The 23,623-nt window shown below is 33.5% G+C and carries 24 protein-coding genes; 13 read left to right on the forward strand and 11 right to left on the reverse strand.

Features of this window, described 5'->3' with window-relative positions; genetic code table 11:
* Positions 1-73 precede the first annotated feature (73 nt).
* From ACYQ5R_RS04005 to ACYQ5R_RS04025, 5 genes are all read left to right on the forward strand, one after another.
* Positions 74-496: a DoxX family protein gene (locus ACYQ5R_RS04005; protein ID WP_460189621.1), complete on the forward strand. Its 423-nt coding sequence runs from the start codon at positions 74-76 to the stop codon at positions 494-496.
* 87 nt (positions 497-583) lie between these two features.
* On the forward strand, positions 584-3,370 hold the full coding sequence (locus ACYQ5R_RS04010) for a TonB-dependent receptor (protein WP_460189622.1): 2,787 nt from the start codon (positions 584-586) through the stop codon (positions 3,368-3,370).
* A 40-nt stretch (positions 3,371-3,410) separates the two neighbouring features.
* Positions 3,411-4,661, forward strand: coding sequence for a type IX secretion system plug protein (locus tag ACYQ5R_RS04015; RefSeq protein ID WP_460189623.1), 1,251 nt, complete (start codon positions 3,411-3,413; stop codon positions 4,659-4,661).
* A gap of 65 nt (positions 4,662-4,726) precedes the next feature.
* On the forward strand, positions 4,727-5,113 hold the full coding sequence (apaG, locus tag ACYQ5R_RS04020; protein ID WP_460189624.1) for a Co2+/Mg2+ efflux protein ApaG: 387 nt from the start codon (positions 4,727-4,729) through the stop codon (positions 5,111-5,113).
* Between the two features lie 56 nt (positions 5,114-5,169).
* Positions 5,170-6,294, forward strand: a complete 1,125-nt coding sequence (locus tag ACYQ5R_RS04025; protein ID WP_460189625.1) for a DUF3667 domain-containing protein — start codon at positions 5,170-5,172, stop codon at positions 6,292-6,294.
* Here ACYQ5R_RS04025 and ACYQ5R_RS04030 read toward each other — a convergent pair whose 3' ends face one another.
* Positions 6,295-6,975, reverse strand: coding sequence for an NRDE family protein (locus tag ACYQ5R_RS04030; protein WP_460189626.1), 681 nt, complete (start codon positions 6,973-6,975; stop codon positions 6,295-6,297).
* Positions 6,976-7,109: 134 nt separating this feature from the next.
* Here ACYQ5R_RS04030 and pruA point away from each other — a divergent pair, with 134 nt between their 5' ends.
* From pruA to ACYQ5R_RS04045, 3 genes are read left to right on the forward strand one after another with little or no spacing between them, the layout of a single operon-like run.
* Complete coding sequence (pruA, locus tag ACYQ5R_RS04035) at positions 7,110-8,735, forward strand: L-glutamate gamma-semialdehyde dehydrogenase (protein ID WP_460189627.1); 1,626 nt, start codon at positions 7,110-7,112, stop codon at positions 8,733-8,735.
* A gap of 56 nt (positions 8,736-8,791) precedes the next feature.
* Positions 8,792-9,616, forward strand: a complete 825-nt coding sequence (locus tag ACYQ5R_RS04040) for a polysaccharide deacetylase family protein (protein ID WP_460189628.1) — start codon at positions 8,792-8,794, stop codon at positions 9,614-9,616.
* A gap of 38 nt (positions 9,617-9,654) precedes the next feature.
* The gene (locus ACYQ5R_RS04045; protein WP_460189629.1) at positions 9,655-10,488 is read left to right on the forward strand and encodes an FKBP-type peptidyl-prolyl cis-trans isomerase; all 834 of its coding nucleotides are present in this window, start codon (positions 9,655-9,657) and stop codon (positions 10,486-10,488) included.
* Here ACYQ5R_RS04045 and rsmG read toward each other — a convergent pair.
* Positions 10,485-11,114 carry a 16S rRNA (guanine(527)-N(7))-methyltransferase RsmG gene (gene rsmG, locus ACYQ5R_RS04050; RefSeq protein WP_460189630.1) on the reverse strand — a complete coding sequence of 210 codons (630 nt, stop codon included), beginning with the start codon at positions 11,112-11,114 and terminating at the stop codon, positions 10,485-10,487. The genes ACYQ5R_RS04045 and rsmG overlap by 4 nt on opposite strands.
* Before the next feature lie 303 nt (positions 11,115-11,417).
* Here rsmG and ACYQ5R_RS04055 point away from each other — a divergent pair, with 303 nt between their 5' ends.
* Positions 11,418-12,506, forward strand: a complete 1,089-nt coding sequence (locus ACYQ5R_RS04055) for a fatty acid desaturase family protein (RefSeq protein WP_460189631.1) — start codon at positions 11,418-11,420, stop codon at positions 12,504-12,506.
* A gap of 10 nt (positions 12,507-12,516) precedes the next feature.
* Positions 12,517-13,704, forward strand: a complete 1,188-nt coding sequence (locus ACYQ5R_RS04060; RefSeq protein ID WP_460189632.1) for a pyridoxal phosphate-dependent aminotransferase — start codon at positions 12,517-12,519, stop codon at positions 13,702-13,704.
* A 47-nt stretch (positions 13,705-13,751) separates the two neighbouring features.
* Here the strand turns inward: ACYQ5R_RS04060 and ACYQ5R_RS04065 are convergent, their stop codons facing one another.
* On the reverse strand, positions 13,752-14,468 hold the full coding sequence (locus ACYQ5R_RS04065; protein ID WP_460189633.1) for a DUF2490 domain-containing protein: 717 nt from the start codon (positions 14,466-14,468) through the stop codon (positions 13,752-13,754).
* Between the two features lie 165 nt (positions 14,469-14,633).
* Between ACYQ5R_RS04065 and ACYQ5R_RS04070 the strand changes: the two genes are divergently transcribed.
* The 3 genes from ACYQ5R_RS04070 to ACYQ5R_RS04080 all read left to right on the forward strand — a co-directional run bounded on the left by ACYQ5R_RS04070 (position 14,634) and on the right by ACYQ5R_RS04080 (position 17,786).
* Positions 14,634-16,751, forward strand: coding sequence for a thioredoxin domain-containing protein (locus tag ACYQ5R_RS04070; protein WP_460189634.1), 2,118 nt, complete (start codon positions 14,634-14,636; stop codon positions 16,749-16,751).
* A 2-nt stretch (positions 16,752-16,753) separates the two neighbouring features.
* A complete protein-coding gene (locus tag ACYQ5R_RS04075) occupies positions 16,754-17,107 on the forward strand; it encodes a DUF1304 domain-containing protein (protein ID WP_460189635.1) in 354 nt (117 codons plus the stop codon).
* Between the two features lie 79 nt (positions 17,108-17,186).
* Positions 17,187-17,786 (forward strand): peroxiredoxin-like family protein, encoded by a 600-nt coding sequence (locus ACYQ5R_RS04080; RefSeq protein ID WP_460189636.1) that lies wholly within the window; start codon positions 17,187-17,189, stop codon positions 17,784-17,786.
* A 1-nt stretch (position 17,787) separates the two neighbouring features.
* Here ACYQ5R_RS04080 and tsaB read toward each other — a convergent pair whose 3' ends face one another.
* The 8 genes from tsaB to ACYQ5R_RS04120 all read right to left on the reverse strand — a co-directional run bounded on the left by tsaB (position 17,788) and on the right by ACYQ5R_RS04120 (position 23,581).
* On the reverse strand, positions 17,788-18,459 hold the full coding sequence (gene tsaB, locus ACYQ5R_RS04085; RefSeq protein ID WP_460189637.1) for a tRNA (adenosine(37)-N6)-threonylcarbamoyltransferase complex dimerization subunit type 1 TsaB: 672 nt from the start codon (positions 18,457-18,459) through the stop codon (positions 17,788-17,790).
* Positions 18,460-18,556: 97 nt separating this feature from the next.
* On the reverse strand, positions 18,557-19,957 hold the full coding sequence (locus ACYQ5R_RS04090) for a TolC family protein (protein ID WP_460189638.1): 1,401 nt from the start codon (positions 19,955-19,957) through the stop codon (positions 18,557-18,559).
* A gap of 100 nt (positions 19,958-20,057) precedes the next feature.
* A complete protein-coding gene (locus ACYQ5R_RS04095) occupies positions 20,058-20,273 on the reverse strand; it encodes a hypothetical protein (RefSeq protein ID WP_460189639.1) in 216 nt (71 codons plus the stop codon).
* 2 nt (positions 20,274-20,275) lie between these two features.
* Positions 20,276-20,791, reverse strand: coding sequence for a DUF420 domain-containing protein (locus ACYQ5R_RS04100; protein ID WP_460189640.1), 516 nt, complete (start codon positions 20,789-20,791; stop codon positions 20,276-20,278).
* Entirely contained in the window at positions 20,784-21,512 is a 729-nt protein-coding gene (locus tag ACYQ5R_RS04105; RefSeq protein ID WP_460189641.1) for an SCO family protein, read from the reverse strand. Before ACYQ5R_RS04105 ends, ACYQ5R_RS04100 begins: the two co-directional genes overlap by 8 nt.
* Before the next feature lies 1 nt (position 21,513).
* Positions 21,514-22,152 carry a hypothetical protein gene (locus tag ACYQ5R_RS04110; RefSeq protein WP_460189642.1) on the reverse strand — a complete coding sequence of 213 codons (639 nt, stop codon included), beginning with the start codon at positions 22,150-22,152 and terminating at the stop codon, positions 21,514-21,516.
* Between the two features lie 59 nt (positions 22,153-22,211).
* Positions 22,212-22,568 carry a cytochrome C oxidase subunit IV family protein gene (locus ACYQ5R_RS04115; RefSeq protein ID WP_460189643.1) on the reverse strand — a complete coding sequence of 119 codons (357 nt, stop codon included), beginning with the start codon at positions 22,566-22,568 and terminating at the stop codon, positions 22,212-22,214.
* 20 nt (positions 22,569-22,588) lie between these two features.
* Positions 22,589-23,581: a cytochrome c oxidase subunit 3 gene (locus tag ACYQ5R_RS04120; RefSeq protein ID WP_460189644.1), complete on the reverse strand. Its 993-nt coding sequence runs from the start codon at positions 23,579-23,581 to the stop codon at positions 22,589-22,591.
* Between the last annotated feature and the right edge of the window lie 42 nt (positions 23,582-23,623).

The raw sequence follows: 23,623 nt of genomic DNA on the forward strand, positions 1-23,623 counted from the left end.
GTAACTTGTTTTTAAAATAAGTAATTTGTATTTTACAAAAATCCTGTTGTTTATTAACTTAAAATGCATTGTTATGGGCACTATCAAAAGATTAAACAAATGGGCCAACTCTCACACCTACTACCCCATCGATTTATTGCGTATTGGCTTAGGTGTGTTTCTTATTTTTAAAGGAATTGCGTTTATTCGCGATTCAAGTTACCTCGAAAGTTTATTGGTTGGATTAGACGATTTCGGAATGATAATGTGGATGGTTCATTATGTAGGTATGTTTCATTTTGTTGGTGGTATCTTACTTGTTTTTGGATTAATGACAAGATTGTCTTTAGTTGTCCAATTACCCATTTTTGTAGGTGCAGTTGCCATTAATTTCTTTGGTGTGTTTAGTACTCAAAGTTTTATTGAAGCTGCAATTGTATTGGTTGTTTCTATCTTCTTTATCTTATATGGATCAGGAAAACATTCTGTAGATTATGACTTAAAAATGCAAATGTAATCGCACTCAAAATTCTATTGGTTAAAGTTGTTTTTATTTCCTTGGAATTACTCTATTTTTGAGCGATTGAAAAATGACTTAACATAAATGAAAAACCTTGTAGTTACTTTAGCTCTTTTTGTAGGGCTATCAAATTTTGCTCAAAACATTTCTGGTACAATTATAAATACAGATCAGCAAATTATTGCTGGCGCTCATATTAAATTGGTAGATTCAAATTCTGCCACCATTTCTGATAAAAATGGAGAATTTCAATTACAAATAGACACCCAAGAAGTTGTAACTATTGTAGTTTCTCATTTAGGTTATAAATCTCAAGAATTAAATATAACTGCCTCTAACATCCCAATTACTGTTACCTTGGTTTATGATTTCTTAAACCTAGAAGAAGTTGTTGTTACTGGCACCCATATACCTGTTACCAATAAAGATTTAAGTGTACCTATTAGTACTATGGATGGTACCGAAATCACTCGATTTTCTACAAATGGTACGGCTGCCCTTTTAGAGAGAGTACCGGGAATGTATGTTGATGCATCAGCTGGAGAAGTATTTACGAGAGTATATACTAGAGGTGTTTCTGTTTCTGCAGAAGATGATTTAGGGTGGTATTATGTTGGTTTACACGAAAACGGATTGCCTGTAACTGCTGTCCAATTTGCGTCTTTTTCACCCGACTTATTCCATAGAATAGACAATACGCTAACAAAGGTAGAAACTGTTAGAGGTGGTAGTGCAGCTATTACTGGAATGAATACTCCAGGAGGAGTTTTCAATTTTATTTCTAAACCCGTAAGTTCTTACTTTCAAGGCGAAGCCATGATGAATACAGGATTTCATTACAATGGTAATGTGTATAATAAAATAGATGCCTGCGTAAGTGGGCCGATAACAGACCGTTTAGGATATCAGTTTGGTATTACTCATCGTTATGATCAAGGGAGTAGAGATGTCGATTACAATTTTGGCAATGGTGGTCAAATAACTTATAGGTTATCTTATAAATTCGATTCAGGAAATGTAGAATTGTATGGTAAATACTTAAATGATAATGTAAATAGAGCCACTGGTGTTACTGCTCATAATTGGGATAATCCAACTGAGTCTTATGGTCAAGATTTTCGTACTACTACGCAATTACTACCTAATCAAGTGCAAGAAATTCCAGATGGATTAGGAGGTACTTACACTTTTGATCCTGCTAAAGGAATTCAAACAAAAGATTTTACCATTGGTGCCTTAGCTAAATTTGATATTTCTAATAAATGGAGATTAGAAAACAATTTTAAATATTCGGCTAAGTCAGCACTTTGGAATACGAGTTTATCCAGTGCCAAATTAGACTTAAATGGTTTCTTACCTTATTTTATTGCGGGTTACGATGGCTTTCCTATCGGGCAAATTGTATTTAGAAATACAGACACTGGTAATGAAGTTGCACGAGTTGATAACTCCGGAATTTTTGGAAATCCTCCAAGTTTTAATTACTTAACTGAGGGAAAGTTACCATATGATGCTATTTTAGGTATTTCAGCTTGGTATAAGGATGACTCTAATGATGAATTCATGAATCAGCTTACGTTTTCTGGCGATTTAGATAAACACCAAATTACGGCAGGTATTTTTGCTGCTAAATCAAAAATAGATGCTGTTACAAGAGCAAGTTTTGGTTATGCCACATATGAGGCATTACCAAAAAGTTTAACGGTTACAATTGAAAATCCTGGTTCAGATATCATTCAGCTGTCAGACGAGCATGGATATAGCAACTATGGCGGATTATTTTTTGAACAAGCAGACGCTACTGTAAACCAACTTCATTTTTTTATTCAAGATCAATGGAAAATTAATGAGCAATGGTTGGTAGACGGTGGTATAAGAATTAACAGCATCAATCACGATGGTGGTAAATATAATCCAGTTCCATTTACTCAAGACGGTGGGTATGATGGCAACCCGCTAACAGGTTATGACAATGGTATTTTGACTCCTTTTAGTAGAGATAATTTTGACTATAACTACACTACGATTTCTTTTTCACTAGGTGCAAACTACAAGGTTTCTGACAAATTAAATGCTTTTGCACGTTTCTCTAAAGGAGCAAAAGCTCCTGAATTAGATTATTACTTTAGTAACTTTGCAAACGTTCCAATTAATGAAGAGGGCCCAGTGCAGCAAATTTACCAAGCAGAATTAGGTGTTAAATTTGCGAGTAAATCATTCACTGCAATTCCAACATTATTTTACAGTCAATTACAAGATGTTGGGTTCAGTAATTTCGTGTTTGATTCAGATAACAATCAAATATTCTACACCCCGATGCAGTTTAACAGTACAGAAACTTTTGGTTTAGAATTAGAGAGTGTATATCATCCAACAAATAATTTCAGTATCAAAGCAAATGCAACTATTCAATCTGCAAAAGCATTAGATTTTGCAGTATATAATGCTAATGAAACTATTGACCCAAGTGACGATGAAATTATTTCATACAACGGTAATAAACTGCCGTTTAATCCATCATTTATGTTAGATATTACACCTGAATACCACCTTAAGAAGGCCGCTTTTTATGCCAATTGGAGGTTTATGGGAGCACGAGAAGGTAATGTGGCTAATTCATTTCAATTACCATCATACAGTGTATTTAATGCAGGTGCTTCATATCAATTATCTAACCATTTTAATGTAGGGTTACAAGTTAAAAACATATTCAATTCAGAAGGATTGATGAATTTTTACGGACCTAATTTCTTTGGTGGAAGTAAAGATGCTGCTACTAAAGAATACATAGAAGCAAATCCTGATGGCGATTTTATAGTAACGCCAATTCAAGCAAGAATGATTCATGCCACCTTGCGTTATAATTTTTAGTATCATTACACCTAAATCTAATTATTAGCGTTAACAAGGTATGAAGAAGTTTTATGCAATGTTCTTTTGTCTATTTGTTTGGGTTGGTTATACTCAAATAAATTACGATGTGGTTGAACCAAACTACATTAAAACAATTGCATTACGATCTGCAGATGGAGAAAACTATAGCAATATATTTAAGCTTCGCGAGCGATTTCTACTTTCTTTTGACGATTTAGAGGCAGATCAGAAATACTACTATTACAAAATAGAGCACTTTGATTTCAACTGGCAACCCTCAGGATTATCTACAAGAGAATATATAAAAGGCTATGATAATGATCGTATTAGAAACGAAGAAACTTCGTTTAATACCTTGCAGTTTTATACGCACTATTCTGTTAGTTTTCCCAACGAGAGCACACAATTATTATTAAGTGGAAACTATTTGTTGTCCATTTTTGATGAAAATGAAAATACCGTCTTTACCCGTAGATTTGTACTTTACGAATCCATGGTAAACGTTGGAGTTTCTGTTCATAGAAGTAAAAATATTGCAACATTAGATACGCATCAAAATATACAATTCAGCATTCATCACCCTAATTTTAGAGTTAATAACCCCAATTTAGAAATTAGAACAGTTTTAATGCAAAACAACAACTGGGAAACTGCAATAAATAACTTAAAACCTCAATTTATGAGGGGCAATCAATTGCTTTACAAATATGTAGACGAATCAAGTTTTTGGGCTGGAAATGAATTTTGGTTTTTTGATACAAAAGCAGCTCGATTTAGTAATTTGTATGTAGCCTCGGTTGAATCTGGCCCGCATTTATATCACTCAATATTATACACCAACATTCCTAGAAATTTTGACACCTACAGTTTTGAACAAGATATCAATGGACAATTCGTAATCAGAAATATTGATGGAGGTGGTGAACCTTGGATTGATGCAGATTATACTTGGGTATTTATCTCGTTACAAGCCACTCCTGAAATTAAAGATCAAGAGATTTATGTAAATGGAGCTTATAACAATTGGCGAAATGACGAAGAAAATAGAATGGTGTATAATCCAGACACTAATTTATTTGAGGCAAAAATATTAATGAAACAAGGGTTTAACAATTATCAATTTGTTACTCTTGATGATAATCAACTAATAAATAATCATTTAGTTGATGGTTCTTTTTATCAAACTGAGAACGATTATAGTGTTTTAGTGTATTATAGACAAATTGGAGGTAGATTTGATAGAGTAATTGGAATTGGAAATGCAAATTCTAGAGATATCCTCAATTAACTACCTGCCAATCACAAGTTTAAAAAAATCTTTATCTTTGTCGAGGTTTAACCCTAGTTATAGCAATGGTTTCACAAGTTACAAACGGTATTAAAATTTCGGTTGAGACTAAATTCATGGGAACTACATATTACCATGAGCGTTTGCACTATGCCTTTTCTTATAAGATTACCATTGAAAATCAAAGTAACGATTCTGTACAATTATTAAGACGTCATTGGAATATTTTTGATTCTTTAAACAATACAGAGGTTGTAGACGGAAACGGTGTGGTTGGTCAAAAACCAATTTTAAAACCTGGTGGTAAGCATCAATATAGCTCTAATTGTTTATTAACATCGCATATTGGTGCCATGAACGGTTTTTACGAAATGGTCAACTTTACTACTACTAAAACCTTTAAAGTACATATACCAACGTTTCAGTTAATGGTATCGGGTGCCTTAAACTAATTTTCTATTTGTATCAGTATTGTTTATTTTAGTGACTTCAACCAAGCCAAAGTAGCGTGAAAAAGATTCGCCTATTTAAAAAGAAAGTACCTTCAAACTATATTTTACCCAATTGTTTAAATTGCGGTAAACCCTTAGATATTGATGATAACTTCTGCTCTTATTGCGGACAAAAAAACGTAGAAAAATTATCTTTTGGTAGTTTTCTTGGACAAGTAATCTCTGGATTTTTTAATTACGATTCTAGATTCTGGACAACTTTTATTCCTTTACTACTTACACCAGGAAAAGTAACTTCAGATTATATTGAAGGTAAAAGAAAACGTTATGTAAATCCGTTTCAAATGTATTTACATGTTTCTATTATATTTTTTATAATCCTCGGTTTAACAAATAAAGATGAAGCGAGTTTTACACCTCCGCCAAACACCCCTGAAACAGCCGCTGTAAACGATTCTGCAACTACAGAACTTAAAAAAGAAATCCCAGAATTAAATACTAAAGAAATTGATTCAGTCAATCAAAAAGTAAAAACCAACCTTGACAATGGATTGAGTTTTACAGATAGATTCGTGGATTCATCTTATCAATACAAAAGCTTGAATGATTCTATCAAAAAACTATCCTTCTCTGATAGAATGAATGATTTTAATGCATATGTTTATCTCAATCCTGATCAAACAAATGCCTCTGTAGCGCTCGCAGAAATTAATTACCCATTGACATTCTGGAATACCTTCTATTTTGAGCAATTGGTAAAAATTAGACAAAATCTAAAACAAATGGAAGAAGATCGTGGAAAATCTTTTGTTAAAAAATTGGTTTCATACCTGTCCATTGGCTTGTTTATTTTCTTGCCATTATTTACTCTGTCATTTATGATGTTGTATTATAGAAAGCGCATGAATTATATGGAACATTTGGTTTTTGTGTTTCATACGCAAACCGTTTTCTTTCTATTAATGACCTTATATATTCTAACAGATTTTGTAGTTAATACAAAGTCGTTGTGGATTTTATTATTACTTTTTCTTTTGTATTTGTATAAAGCTCTCAGAAAGTTTTACAAACAAGGAAGAATTAAAACAATTATAAAATTCTTCTTACTCAACTTTGTGTATGCCAATCTTGCGGGAATTGCATTATTTATTATGTCGGTGTTTGCTTTTGTGTTGGAATAGCTAAACAATAGCTTCGTATTCAAAATCAATAGTAGTATCTTGCATTTGCACAGATGTAATACTCACTGTACCTCCCCCATTTCGTTTCATTAAAACATCAGTTGTTGAATCACCGTTACCTGCAGTTTTGTGAAACTCTTTAATAGATGATCTATTAAAATTGGTTTGCTTACTCAACCATTCTTGAAACCACGATTCTCTCAACTTTTTTGTGGCATCATCATATAGTGTTGATGACGACCATATATGTGGAATTAATGGAATATTAAATAGGTGTCGCTTACTTCCTGTCCAAACAAATTCGTACAAAGTCAGCTCGTCACTATAATCTACAACCACCAATGTAAAGGGTTCAATCCCATCCAAATTATACGAAGTTAAAGTATGAGCAATTTCATCAGATTTCAGCAAATCTTTTACCACCAGTCCTCTACTTTTTCTGTAAGAACTTGCTGGCATATGGTTTCTAAAACCGCCATTCATTAAACAAATAAGTACGTCTTTAGAACTACTTCCTATCCATGTTCCTCCAGCGTCACCATCTTTAGGGTATATCAATTCAACTTCGTCTTCTATATACATTTGAGGTGCGTCAGCTCTTTTGCGAGAAAATGGCACATCTCTATTTGATGTTAGAATGAAATTATTGTTCGATAAAGGGAGAAAAGAAACAGTACACATTTTAGTAAAATAATAGTTTGAGGTCGTTTTAGTTAACTATGAATGCAAAATTGATAAATAAGTACCATAGTTAATGAGAATCTGACTAAGAATTTCATAAATTTGCAGTCCAAAAATACTAAAATATTTACGACATGGCGAATGCATTTTTCCAAGTTCCAAAAGCAGTAAACGAACCGGTTAATTCGTATGCACCAGGAACACCTGAGAGAGACTTACTTTTAGCAACTTATAAAAAAATGTACAATGAAACAGTAGATGTTCCAATGTACATTGGGTCTGAAGAAATTAGAACTGGGGACACTGCAACTATGGCGCCTCCGCATGATCATCAACACATCATTGGTACGTATCACAAAGCTGAAAAGCAACACGTGGAGCAAGCTATTGAAAAAGCATTAGAAGCAAGATCTGCCTGGACAGGGATGCCTTGGGAACAACGCGCTGCTATTTTCTTAAAAGCCGCAGAATTACTTTCAGGGCCTTATAGAGCAAAAATGAATGCTGCAACCATGTTGGCACAAGGTAAAAATGTATTCCAAGCAGAAATTGATGCCGCTTGTGAGTTAATTGATTTCTTGAACTTTAACGTAGAGTTTATGACAGAGATTTACCAATCTCAACCTATTTCAACTAAAGGAATTTGGAATCAAATGTCATACCGCCCTTTAGAAGGTTTTATTTACGCAGTAACTCCATTTAACTTTACAGCCATTGCTGCCAATTTATTTGCGGCTCCAGCAATGTTAGGGAATGTAGTTGTATGGAAACCTTCTGACAGTCAAATATACTCTGCAAAGGTAATTGTAGATTTATTTAAAGAGGCTGGTTTACCTGATGGTGTTGTAAATGTGGTATACGGAGATCCAGTTATGATTAGTGATACTGTTTTAGGTCATAAAGACTTTTCTGGATTACATTTTACAGGCTCTACAAATGTATTCCGTCATTTATGGAAACAAATAGGAAATAATATCAACAACTACCGTTCGTACCCAAGAATTGTTGGAGAAACTGGTGGTAAAGATTTTGTTTGGGCACACCCAAGCGCGCACCCTGTTCAAGTGGCAACAGCACTTTCAAGAGGTGCCTTTGAATACCAAGGTCAAAAATGTAGTGCAGCTTCAAGAGCTTATATACCTCAAAGTATTTGGGCCGAAGTAAAAGAACATCTTGTTGCAGACGTAAAATCGTTTAAAATGGGAAGTCCAGAAGATCCTTCTAACTTTATAAACGCAGTTATTCACGAAGGTTCTTTTGATAAATTAGCATCGTTTATCGATGGTGCAAAATCAGATAGTAATGCTGAGATTATTGTGGGTGGTAACTATGATAAATCTAAAGGATACTTTATTGAACCAACTGTTATAGTTGCAGACGATCCGAAGTACACAACCATGTGTACAGAGTTATTTGGTCCTGTATTAACTATTTATGTTTATGAAGATGCCGCATGGGAAGATACGTTAGCATTGGTAGATAGCACCTCAGAATATGCATTAACTGGTGCAATATTCAGTCAAGATAGATATGCTATTGAAACTGCAACTAAAGCATTAGAAAATGCAGCTGGTAATTTCTACATTAATGATAAACCAACTGGAGCAGTTGTTGGACAACAACCATTTGGTGGTGGTCGTGGTTCAGGTACTAACGATAAAGCAGGTTCTATCTGGAATTTGTTACGTTGGGTATCACCTAGAACTATGAAAGAGGCTTTAGTACCTCCAACAGATTACAGATATCCGTTTTTAGGATAAATTGATAAATAAATTTGAAAGCCGCTCAATTGAGCGGCTTTTTTTATTTTTAATACATGAAAAAGCAACTCATTATTCATGCTGATGACGCGGGATTATCTCATGCTGAAAATCTTGCCACCATTAACGGATTAAAAAACGGATGCATTACTTCTTACAGTATTATGGCCCCTTGTGCCTGGTCTTATGAAATGGCTCAATTTGCAATTGCAAATACACAATACGATTGTGGTGTGCATCTTACCTTAACTTGCGAGTGGAATACTTATAAGTTTGGTCCGATACTAAGTAAATCTGTAGTGCCCAGTTTGGTTGATGAAAACGGATTTTTCCATAAAAAAAGACATCTGTTTTTAGAGCGTTGTAAAATTGATGAGGTGCGATTAGAATGTGAAGCTCAAATAGATTATTTATTAAACCTCGGAGTGCAACTTACTCATATAGATTCGCATATGTTTACACTAGGGTTAAGTCCTGAGTTATTGCAAGTCTACAGAGATTTAGGTAAAAAATACAACCTCCCTATTTTCTTAAACAAAGCACTAATAAATCATTTCACTCCAAATATGAGTGAATATATTTTAGAAACCGATTTTTGCATAGATCATTTTATCATGGGAGATTGGAACGATTTTGAAAAAGGTGGATTAGCCAATTTTTATGATAAATCTATTCAATATTTAAAACCTGGTACTTCTATTGTTCTCATTCACCCAGCTTTTGATGGTGATGAAATGCAAGGCATTTGTGTTGATCATCCAAACTTTGGTGCAGAGTGGCGTCAAATAGACAGCGACTTCTTTTCTAGTGAAAGTTGTAAGAATAGTATCGATAAAAACGGGATTCAATTAACAAATTGGAAACAAATTCAATCGAAATAAATTCTATATTTGCTGCCTTTAATTAATTCAACCCTAAAATGAAATATTTTTTATTCGCCTTATCGCTCTTTCTTTTTGTTTCATGTAATTCTGATGATACTACAGAAGTAATAGATTATTCTGCAGAAAATGAACAACAAATACAAGAGTATTTAGAACAGCACAATTTAACAGCCACAAGAACCAACTCTGGTTTACACTATATAATAACAGAGCAAGGTACAGGAGACCAACCAACTTATAATTCTGATGTATCTGTTAGATACAAAGCATACCTTTTAGATGGTACAGAAATTGACGATTCTTATGATGAAATTATTTCATTTAATCTAGTTAATGTTATTTCTGGATTTGCAGAAGGCATTCAATATTTTAACGAAGGTGGTAGCGGTCTATTATTTATTCCTGCACATCTAGCTTATGGTAGTCGAGGTAGTGGTAGTGTTCCACCCGGTGCTGTAGTTGTTTTTGAAGTAGAGCTTGTAGATTATGAAGTTGAGAATGAAGAAGAAATAATAGCATATTTAGAAAGTGAACAAATTACTGATGCTATTAGATCTGATACTGGCTTGTATTATATAATTGATGAGGAAGGTCAAGGAGAAAATCCTACATCTACATCTAATGTTACCGTAAAATACACTGCGTATTTTACAGATGGTGAAATATTTGATCAAAGTGGAGATGAAGGTGTAACATTTAACCTAAGCCAAGTAATTGCAGGTTGGCAAGAGGGTATTCAGTATTTTAAAGAAAATGGAAAAGGCACCTTAATAATCCCATCGCATCTAGGGTATGGTATTTACGACTACAATGGTATTCCTGGAGGTTCTGTATTAATTTTTGATATAGAATTATTAGCTATTAATTAAGGCTTAAACTTAAGTGGTATATGTACCACTTTCTTAGTTTCAAAAAATTCATCCTCAAAGTAATTTTGTAAATCATATAAAGTTGCTTTGGGGAATTTTTGTAATTCTTCTGTTAAATCTCCTCCCTTTAAGTATAGAATTCCGTTTTTAAGCTCGTGGTTTGATTGCTTTTTAATTTTACCTCTGGTCCATTTGTAAAAATCATCCATACGAGTAACAGCTCTACTTACAATAAAATCAAATTGCCCTTTTACTTTTTCAGCTCGCATGTGCGTAGCTTCAACATTTTGCAAATTTAAAGCAGTAGCCACTTCATTAACTACTTTAATTTTTTTTCCGATAGAATCTACTAAATAAAACTTCGTTTCAGGAAACATAATCGCCAATGGAATCCCAGGAAAACCTCCTCCGGTACCTATATCTAAAACATGCGACCCTGATAAAAATGGTTGCACTTTCGAAATCCCCAAAGAATGTAATACATGTCTTAAATAAAGTTCATCAATATCTTTTCTTGATATCACATTTATTTGAGCATTCCAATGCTCATACAAAGATTGTAACTGCTCAAATTGTTCCTTCTGAGTATCAGTTAAATCATTAAAGTACCTCGTTATTTGCTCCATAATTCGTTGCAAATTTAAGACTTTTAACATAGTTCTAGAGGGGGAATTAAATTATTCTATATTCTCCTAGTATTTAATAATAATTGACTTTTTCGGCATCAAAAGGGCTTAAAACGACCAAAAACAAATACGATGAATATCCAAATTCATTGAAAAACCTGTTATTTAAAATACTTTTAAATAGCTTTCGTTAATAATTTAACAACAAATCAAATTAAGATATAATTAACTGTAAAAAATGAACGATTCAAGTAGGTTCTAGCAGTTTTTAATGTAGTTTTGTAACGAATAAATAGTGATTAGATGACGACAGTAAAATTTTCGAGAGTAGACAAAGCCAAATTTTTCAGAACCCTTAATAAACGTGTTAATGATTATTTTAAAGATAACAACATTAAACGCACAGGAAATTGGAAGCTTTATTTAAAAGCGATCGTAATGTTTTCTTTATTATTAGTGCCACCAGTATTAATCCTTACCATTGATTTACCAGCTTGGGCTCAAATTTTAGGAATGGTTATTACTGGTGTTGGTATGGCAGGAGTTGGTATGAATGTAATGCACGATGCCAATCACGAATCATTTTCAAGTAAAAAATGGGTCAACAAGTTAATGGGATCTAGTATCTACATTTTAGCTGGGAATGACTATAACTGGAAAGTACAACACAACGTTTTACATCATACATATACCAACATTCAAGGACACGATGAAGATATTGAAGCTGGTAGAATCATTCGATTTTCAAAGCATGCAAAATGGTTGAGAATTCATAAATATCAAAAATATTATTCGTTCTTTTTATACGGATTATTAACCCTAAACTGGGCAATCACCACTGATTTCAAACAAACGTATCAGTATCTTAAAAGAAAATTATCGTATGGTAAGTTCCCTAATCCAGCAACGCAATGGACAAAGCTTGTTATCGGTAAAATAATTTATTACTCACTTTGGATTGTATTACCTCTTTCAGTTGGCTTCGCTTGGTACCAAGTACTAATTGGTTTCTTTATTATGCACTATACAGCAGGAATTATATTAAGTGTAATTTTTCAATTAGCTCATGTAATGCCAAATACAGAAATGCCATTACCAGATAAAAATGGTAATATGAAAAATACATGGGCAATTCACCAATTGTATACAACATGTAACTTTGCTCCTAAAAGCTGGTTAGCTGAATTTTTTACAGGTGGATTAAATCATCAAGTCGAACATCATCTATTCGCGCATATTAGTCATATACATTATAAAAAACTGGCTAAAATCGTAAAAGAGACTGCGCAAGAATTTAGCTTACCATATAATGAGTACAAAACTACTTGGAAAGCGATTGCAGAACACTACAGGCAATTAGATATATTAGGCAGAAAACCGCAACTAGCATAATTAATAAACCATGTCAACACACTTATCAGACAGAATCCAAAGTTTACCAGTATCGGCTACTTTAGCAATGGCTGCTAAAGCCAGAGAATTAAAACAACAAGGAAAAGATATTATAGGTCTTAGTTTAGGAGAACCAGACTTTAATACACCAGAATTTATCAAAGACGCCGCTATTAAAGCAATTCAAGAGAATTATAACTCATATACACCAGTAGATGGTTATGGAGAATTAAAAGAGGCTATTTGTACTAAATTTGAACGTGACAACGGCTTACAATACAACCCAAATCAAATTGTTGTATCTACAGGTGCAAAACAATCTATTGCCAATGTTGCTCAAGTATTATTAAATCCTGGAGATGAAGTATTATTACCCGCTCCGTATTGGGTGAGTTATTCTGCAATAGCAACTTTGTGTGGTGCTTCTTTTGTTGAGATTCCCTCGAGTATAGATACTGACTTTAAAATTACTCCGGAGCAATTAGACGCAGCTATCACGCCCAAAACGAAAATGATTTTCTTTAACTCACCAAACAATCCAAGTGGTACTATCTACACAGAAGCTGAATACCGTGCTTTGGCTGCTGTTTTAGAAAAATACCCAAATATTTTTGTGTTGTCTGATGAGATTTATGAACACATTAATTACGGTGCACAAAACTTTAGCTTTGCTAAAATCGAATCTATGTACGACCGTACAATTACCGTTAATGGTTTAGCAAAAGCTTTTGCCATGACTGGTTGGAGAATTGGATATATTGGCGCTCCTGAATGGATTGCCAAGGCTTGTACTAAAATGCAAGGTCAAATCACATCCGGTACAAATTGTATTGCACAACGTGCAGCAATTACTGCGCTTTTAGCACCAGTTTCTGAAATACAATATATGGTGAAAGAATTCCATAAACGTAGAGATATGATTTTGGAATTATTAGGAGAGATAGATGGTATTAAATTAAACGTACCAGATGGCGCATTTTATATTTTTCCTGATGTTTCTTCATTCTTCGGCAAGACTTTAAAAGGTAAAACTATTGCGAATGCTACAGATTTTGCTTTGTACTTATTAGAAGAAGCCAATGTTGCAACTGTAACAGGCGAGGCTTTTGGCGCTCCTGATTGTATTAGAATTTCTTATGCAGCCTCTGAAGAAAATATTAGAACTGCAATAGCTAATATTAAAGAAGCATTAAGTTAAATAATGCCTCTTTTAAAAATTTACAGCACCTCAATTGAGGTGCTTATTTATGCCTTTTTCTTTCGTAGATCTACTTTATAATCCAATCGAAACCATAGCACATTGTTTTTTAAAGAGCTATGATCCGAAAGTTTAAAATAATCAACTCCCCAACCACTCCAAAGCATAGAATTTTTAAAGAAGCTATATCCTAACTGACCGTATAAATTATTCTGATCAAATTCTGCTTCACTAAATCCACCTTTAAATCGAAATCTTACTTCTTCAAATATTCTAAATTTTACAGGTTTTTCATTGGAGAAACTAAAGAGGTTAAAACTGAACAAAATACGGTAACGCAACCGTTGTCTGTATGATCGCCCAAAGGTAATTGGAGGGTCTGTACTTAATTCTATTTTTTGTTTGTGGCGCTGCTCAAAAATAATTCGATGCGCAAAATTTAACTTGGTAGTATTATGTTTATATGTCAAATGTTCGTAGATACGATGTTCATTTTGTGTAATTAAAGGACCATTTTCTCCCGCATTATGAAATTTTAAAAACCAATAGCCTGCACCTAATGTAAAACCATTTCCGAATAAATAATTTGCACTAGGCCTTACAAAAAACAATTGCGTGTTTTCAATAAAATCAACCCGTCTAAATTGAAACATGTTGTCTAAAGACCAATTGTCGTGTACCCTAAATTTTGTGTTTTGTATAAAATGTACACCTTGCTCTTCAAGCTCAAAATCTTGGGCGAACAAAGTCGATGAAACCAGCATAAAAATTAAAAAAATCCGCTTCATAAATCGTTGGTTAGTCCCTAAAAATAGACAAAAAATGATGGCTTCAAAATTCTAATGATATTCATAGTTATTTTATGTTAATCCATCTAAAAAATAGATAGGTACATGTAAGTTTCATTATATTTGACAAAACCTAATTTTATGCCTCGATTACTCGGTATACTTCTTACTTCTTTACTAGTTTTATCAAGCTGTTCTAAAACCAATCAAGATATGGGCAATCACAAATACACTAATGATTTAATTAACGAAACCAGTCCGTATTTATTACAGCATGCACATAATCCTGTTGATTGGAAACCTTGGAATAAAGAAACATTAGAACTTGCCAAAAAAGAAAATAAACTCATCATTATTTCAGTTGGTTATGCGGCATGCCATTGGTGCCATGTTATGGAAGAAGAAAGTTTTGAAAACGACTCTGTGGCAAAAATTATGAATGAAAATTTTATCAATATTAAAGTTGATAGAGAAGAAAGACCAGATATAGATCAAGTGTATATGAATGCTGTTCAATTAATGACGGGTTCTGGAGGATGGCCTTTAAACTGTATAACATTACCTGATGGCCGCCCTATTTGGGGAGGTACTTATTTTCCAACAGATAAATGGGTAAGCGCCTTATCACAGTTATCAGATTTATACAAAAACGATCCGGATAAAGCCATTGAATATGCAGAAAAATTAACCGAAGGTGTTCAAAAATCAGAGTTGATAACACTTAATACCAATGAGGCCATATTTGAAACAGATAGCATACATAATGCTGTAGTAAAATGGGAACAGTATATGGATACTTATATGGGCGGAACTCAAGGGGCACCAAAATTTCCTATGCCAACTAACGCACATTTCTTATTGCGTTATGGTGTGCAGGGAGCAAATGAAGATGCTCTAAATTTTGCCAACTTTACCTTAACAAAAATGGCATATGGTGGAATTTACGATCAAGTTGGTGGAGGATTTTCACGTTACTCTGTAGATGCAAAATGGCATGTTCCGCATTTTGAAAAAATGTTATATGATAACGCGCAATTGGTAAGCTTGTATTCTGATGCTTATTTAGTTACTAAAGATCCTTTATATAAAGAAATTGTAGAAGAAACTTTGGCCTTTGTTGAAAGAGAACTTACCAATAATGAAGGCGCTTTTTATTCATCTTTAGATGCAGATAGCACAACGCCTGAAGGAGAGTTAGAAGAAGGTGCATTTTATATATGGACAGAAAGTAAATTGCAAACATTACTTCCGACAGAGTATAACTTGTTGTCCGATTATTATAATATTAACGAATACGGTCACTGGGAGCACCATAACTATGTGCTGATAAGAACTAAATCAGATGAAGAATTTGCATCAAAGCACAATTTAACTGTAGATGAAGTAAAAGCAAAGGTTGCAACTTGGAAAAAAGTTTTATTTCAAGCTCGAGAAGAAAGAGATCGACCAAGATTGGACAATAAAACCTTAACCTCTTGGAATGGACTTATGCTTAAAGGATATATTGATGCATATCGCGTATTTGAAAATGAAGCCTATTTAGAAACTGCTTTAACTAATGCGCGATTTTTAGTGGCAAATCAGCTAAGAGAAGATGGAGGATTGAATCACAGTTATAAAGATGGCAAAAGTTCCATCAATGGATATTTAGAAGATTATGCCGCAGTAATAGATGCATTTATTAGTATGTACGAAGTTACCCTAGATGAGCAATGGTTAAAAACAGCGAAACAATTGGCAGATTATAGTTTTGATCACTTTTTTGATGACCAAAGCGGTATGTTCTTTTTTACTTCTGATGAAGATGATAGTCTAATCGCAAGAAAAATGGAAGTAACAGATAACGTAATTCCAGCTTCTAATTCTATCATGGCTAGAAATTTGGCAAAATTGAGTCATTATTTTAATAGTAAACACTATTTAAAAACTAGCAAACAAATGCTAATTAATGTGCAAAATGATATTCTAAAGTTTCCTACAAGTCACTCAAATTGGCTGCAATTAATGGCTGATTATTCGAGTCATTATTACGAAATTGCCATTGCAGGTAAAGATGCCCAAACTAAACTTAAGGAAGTAAACAAATCGTATATTCCCAATAAATTAATTGCGGGCTCTGTAGGAGAAAGCTCTATACCATTAATGCAGGGACGTTATAATGAAGCAGATACGTTTGTTTATATTTGTGTAGATGGTGCTTGTAGATTGCCAGAAAAAGAGGTCAATAAAGCACTTCAACAAGTTAAACGAACTTTTTAAATATGCATATTGCATCTATTTTTCTAATTGCTCTTGTTGCTTTTTTACACCTTTACTTTTTAGTACTCGAAATGTTTTTATGGACCAAACCTAAAGGATTAAAAACTTTTGGACTAAAAAAGGATTTTGCCGAAAAAAGTAAAGTGCTTGCAGCCAATCAAGGGTTGTATAATGGCTTTTTAGCCGCTGGATTGATTTGGGGAATCTTATTAAAAGATACTTCTATTGCCATTTTCTTTTTAAGTTGTGTTATAATTGCAGGTTTATATGGGTCATATTCTACCAGAAAAATTCGTTTATTCTACATACAAGGTGTCCCTGCTTTAGCTGCTTTACTAAGTCTTTTCTTATTCTAACTTCAAGAAACTACAGCACATTTTGTAAGTTTTATATAGAATACAGACTATCACTTCAGTTAATTACAAAATACGATTAATGAAAAAATTTACATTTGTTTTGCTATTCTTATTCCTTGTTGGTCAACAAAGTTTTAGTCAAGTTGCAACTTCAGCAAACGATATTAAACCTTTAAAATCTGGTGAATTCATTCCCAATGTCTCTCTAAGAACTATTAACGGTGATGAAGTAGAACTAAGTAAAATAATCATCAATCAACGCACTGTTCTTGTGTTTTATCGCGGCGGTTGGTGCCCGTTTTGTACGGCGCATTTGGCGGCCCTAGCGGAAGCAGAAGAACAAATTAAAAATTTAGGTTTTCAAATTATTGGAGTGAGTGCTGATTCTCCTGAAATGCTTAAAAAGTCAATAGACAAGAAAGAATTAAATTATACTCTGCTATCTGATAGCTCTACAGAAGCGATACAAGCATTTGGGATTGCAATAGAAGCTCCTGAGCGCTACAATAAAATGCTTTTAAAACATTCTGACAATAAAAACAGTCATATAATACCTGTGCCGGCAGCCTACATTCTAGACACCAATGGTAGGATTTTATACGACTACGTCAATCCTGATTTCAAAAAAAGAATCAGTGAAGAAGAATTAATTAGTGAGTTAAAATCCGTATTAAAGTAAACTACTTTTTTTTGGTAGTTACAACAAAGTCTTTTAAATAAAAAGGTTCAAAATAGGCGGAATTTTCAAATTGCTTGGCACAATATTTATCGTATGAATGTTGTGCCATTTCTTTTGCTGATGGTAAGCAACCTTCAATATAATTGGCGTTCTCATTTCTTATTATATCCTTGGTTTTAGAAACGCCATCACCAATAAAACTAATAGAACCTTTATTTAAATACTCATCAAAAGAAGTAGCACCTAATACTTGCGCCTCAATCGCTCTAATCAATTCAAATTTAGAATTGTACACTGCACTATACACCTCTAATCTTCGAGCATCTAGCATTGGAACAATATAATCTGTTTTTGGTTGTAATTGTTTTGCAAGGGTTTCAAGAGTTTGCGCAGCAATTAACGGGATATCTAAAGCAAAACACAATCCCTTTGCCGCAGAAACACCGATTCTCAACCCAGTGTAAGAACCTGGACCTTTACTAACGGCGATGGCATCAAGATTGGAGAAAGACGTATTAGCTTGTTCTAAAACATCTTTTATAAACACATGCAATTTCTCTGCATGCGAATAATTCCCATCGTTTAGTTCTTTTAAGGCTAATAGTTTTCCTTTGTCTGCAAGAGAAACAGAGCAATTTTTTGTAGCAGTTTCTATATTTAAAATTAGTCCCAACTCTAAAGATTTTGAAGGCACAAATATAGCTATAAAAAAAGAAGCGCTCAGCACGCAATTGTGCTGAACGCCTCAAACTTTCCTTTTCTATATGAGATTAATTAAACGTGATTCCTTGTGATGCAGATACAATTGGAATACCGTAATAAAATTCTAAAAGTTTTGTTCTAAAAACAAAGTTATATTTTGCTCTTAATAAATTTGATTGTGCATTGACATATCTGTTTCTCACCTGCTCATATTCAAACAAAGTCATTGCTCCTAAATCATAACTCTGTTGTGCATTATTGAATGCTTCTTCTTGAGCTGTAACAGATGCTTCTGAGGCTTGAAATTGATTTAAAGCAGCTTTCGCATCAGTAAATGCTTGCTCTACATTCGTTCTTAAATCTAGTTTTTGCTGCTCTAATCTATATTCTGCTTTCTTTTGATTAACAATAGCCCTATTTACATTTGCTTTGGTTCTAAAACCATTAAAAATAGGGATGTTTAAAGAAAAGCCTAAATTATAACCTAAGTTATTATCTAATTGAGTCCAAAAACTATTATCAATTAAAATTGGATTTCCAGGGTTTAAAGGGTCATCTATTATGATTTCATCACTCTGCCCCTGACGATGCTGATAAGAAGTCCCCAAACCTGCACCAAAACTTAATGTAGGATAATAATTACCTTTTGCGATATCGATACCTAATTCTGAATTCTCAATATCTAACTCAGCATTTCTTATTTCTGGTCTATCAATAACAGCATACTCAAAAATCTCGTCTGAGTTTTTATACTTTAATTCTTTGGTTGGAACCTCAACAGTCACATCTGCAATATCAAATCCTACAGGAGATAGTTGTAACAATTGCGCTAAACTCAATAACGATAATTCTAAATTATTCTGTGCATTTACATATGATTCTTGATCACTTGCCAATTGCGCTTGAATATCATATAAAGTTGCTCTAGCCTGAACCCCAGAATTTACTAATTCTTCCGTTTGTTCAACTTGAGCTTTAGTTATGGCAATTTGCTCTTCGGCAATTCGCATCGTTTCTTTATTGAATAAAACATTCAAATAGCTATTTGCTACCTGAATTGAAATATTATCCTGTAAAATTTCTAATTGTAAACGACTAGATTCAAGACCTAAATCAGCTTGTTTCTTTAGATTTAAATTCTGGAATCCATTAAATAGTGTAAAACCAGTATTTAATCCAAATGAATTACCTCTTGTATCACTAGAAATCTGCGTACCAAACTGACCGATATAGGTACCAAAGTTATAGTTTTGAGATGCAGATGCATTCACTCCATTAAAATAATTCATTTTTCTTGAGCGAATATCTTCAATAGCTATAAGCGTATCTAACTCTGATTGTTTTACTTGAATATTGTTTTCTAATGCATGGTTCACACAATCAACAAGTGTCCAATTATTTGATTGCGCATTGGTTGATAAAATGGAGAGGAACATAAATGCTGCTACTCCAAATAGTTTTGTTTTCATAGAGCTAAAAAGTTTGCTTAGTCCGACATTTTTTAAAATAATGTACAGATATGACGAACAAAACTACAATATGTTACAAAATTCGCTTCTTATTAAAATGTTAATTTTTGGATTTAAATTTGTAGCGGTATATAAAGTACAAAAGTACACCAATTAAGATATAAGGAAATGCCATTAAATACATAATGCCATTGTTCAATCCTTCGGCCACTTCTGCATCTCCAGTCTCTACTACAGCCTTACACATAGCACATTGAGCAGCACTGTTTAAAGCACCACAAAAAACTACTATTACAAGCGCTGAAATCTTCTTCATTATTAGTAATATGGCGAAATCATTACATATACAATAACCCCTGTTACTGCTACATACAACCAAAGTGGGAAGGTAAACTTCGCAATTTTTTTATGAGCTTCAAATTTTCCTAATAAACCTCTAACATAGGTAACCAAAACAAATGGAATAACACCTACAGACAGAAAAATATGGCTGATTAAAATAACTAAATAAAGAGTTCTATAATCACCTTCATAAGAAGTAGAGTCAGAAGTCATATGATGCAACACATACATTACTAAAAAAAATACGGAACAAGTAATGGCCAATTTAATTATACGTTCATGTAAAATTCTATTTCCTTTTTTTATTGCCACAACTGCCCAAACTAACAATACGGCCGTAACTGCATTAATTGTAGCATAAATTGGTGGTAAAAACACAGGCAACTCAACCTCTATCTTAATTCTAAATAAGGCAGCTACTGCTACAGGAATAACTATTGATAACACCCAAATTAGGCGGTTGTACTTTTTCTCTAATGCAAATTTACTCATCTAATAACACATTTATATCTTCTATTAATTCATTAATCTGATCTCCCATATTGTGTTCATCTAAGGCACGATAATATAATATAGGATTGCCATTCTCATCAACTCGTGATCTGATAGTTCCGTTTTGATCAATTAAGGCGAAGAGACCTGAATGCTCAAATCCACCAACCTCTTCTCCTGCTTCACCAGCATATAACTTAAATCCATCATTCGCCAATGTATATACCGTATTTTGAGTTTTACCAGTTAACATATGCCAATTCGGACTGGTAATTCCGTACTTTTCTGCATATTCTGTTAATACTTCTGGAGTATCATATTTAGGATTGATACTTATCGAGGCAAAACCTACTCCATCATTGCCTTCAAAAGCATTTTGAATCTTTACCATTTTGCGATTCATTATTGGACAAATTGTAGGGCAAGTAGTAAAGAAAAATTCTACTACATACACCTTACCATTATATGACTCATTTGTTATGGTCTTACCGTGTTGATTTATAAATTCAAAAGGAGGCACTTGAGTATACGCGAATAAAGGAGTACCTTTTCTCGATTTACTTTCCTTAATATCGTGTTTTCTTAATCCTTTATCTTTTATTGATGACTTATCCACAGCATCCAAATCATCTGTAGTAAATCTATCTATTACTTTTGGCACCGTATAAATACCAAAGATCAATACTATAAATGCAATACCTATATATGATTTATTCTTCATCTTAAATCTCTCTTTGTCTTCTCTTTTCTTTCTCTAATGATTTCTTAAGTTGATAGTAGATTATTTCAATATCATCACGCATTTTATTTTTAAGAATTGCCACAGAATTCAGGTCGTAACCATAAAGCTTACCATCCGCTGTATCTTCATCGTCTTTTCTTCCTCTTAGTCGAAGTTCTCGATCTACTATAAATGCATAGTCTGATGCATACGAAGCATCAAGCGTATACGGCGAATCGAAACTATTAAATACAGTTACAATATCTTCTTTAGATGTGACAACAAACTTCCATTTACTAGCATCGGAATACATGCCTAATCTTTTTTCTAAATCCGGTATTTGAGAAGCAGCTTCTTCTGGCACTATAACCACCGTTTGAAAAAACATACTCTTATGGTAATTCTTGTAAATTACTTCATTAAGGTTGAACAATTTTCCTTTGGTGTTTTCTATATCTTTCCCTAAAAAACAAACAACAGAATAGTGATCTTCAAAAGTTGTATTGCCTTTTATATTCACTACTTTTTTTGTGAGAATAGGTAAGTTTGCATAATGATATATACCCTGAGATAAGAAAATATAAAATACCAATGGCACAATAAATAGTGCAACCAAAACTAAAATCTTCTTCCTTTCCATATAGTGTGTATCAAAAAAAAGGTGGATAAATCCACCTTATATATTATTTGTCTAAAAGACTAATAGTCCCATTTTAAATAAGGAGTCATTACTTCGTTTAAGTAACTCCCCTCAATCAAACACAAAGTAGTTAAGTAACAGATTAAGAAAATACCTGTCCAAACTACTGAACGACGTAACCATTTTTTCTCATCTTTCATGTGCATAAAGTACCATGTAATTCCATATGCCTTTACCAATGTTAGAATGATGAATATCCAGTTTAACGGACTTGTTCCTAAGAAAGAAGTTAAGTGTAAGGAAGCAGGTTTTACAATACCTAACCATACCTCAACAATGGTAACTAAAGATAAGAAACCAAATACTTTCCAAATTAATGCTACGTGATCGTGATGTTCTGCGTTATCGTGTGCCATCTTTAAATGCTATTATTTTATTAAACTAAGTAGAAGAATGTAAATACAAATACCCACACTAAATCTACAAAGTGCCAATACAATCCAACTTTTTCTACCATTTCATAACTCTTACGTCTCTCGTATGTACCGATGATAACGTTAAAGAATATAATGATGTTAATTACAATTCCTGATAATACGTGGAAACCGTGGAAACCTGTAATGAAGAAGAAAAAATCTGCAAACAATGTATTCCCATATTCATTCGCTTTTAAATTTGCTCCAACCACTACCTGCTTACCTTCTGCTAAATAACTTGTAGCTTCTGCACGAGATAGAATTTGTTTCTTTTTAGTTGAGAAATCCATTTGCTCAGTTCTAATAGTTACATTAGAGTTATTTGCAAATGCCTCTTGCACTTCTGCAACAGTATATGCTGGTAACGAACCTTCACTTGTAAACCATAGTCCGTTATCACGTTGGTGCTGTGTTCTGTCAGAATGGTGTCTTTCAATGGGGAAGTCTTCACTACCAATTGCAATTTGCTTGCCCGTTTCGGCATTTACAAATTGCAAGATTTTACCATCGTGCATTTGTACAGCTCCATAAGAACCTTTAATAAATGTTTTCCACTCCCAAGCCTGAGACCCAACGAAGATTAAACCACCAATAATGGTTGCAAACATATACCAAATTACTTTGTTCTTTTGCATTTTATGACCTGCATCTACAGCCAATACCATAGTTACAGAAGAGAAAATAAGTACAAATGTCATAAATGCTACATAGTACATTGGGTATTCTCCGTGGAAAAATGGAACGTGTGTAAACACCTCATCGGCAATTGGCCAAGTATCTAAAAACTTGAAACGCATTGCGCCGTATGCTACAATAAATCCAGAGAAAGTCAATGCATCTGACAAGATGAAGAACCACATCATCATTTTACCATAGCTCACCGCGAAAGGTTTTTTTTCGGTCTTGTCGTCATCCCAAGAATGGTGATCAGAACTTACAGCAGTTGCTCCCATAGAAAGTATAAAATTTATTTAGTTTTTTGAATGGCCAAATTT

The organism is Urechidicola sp. KH5 (assembly GCF_054661455.1).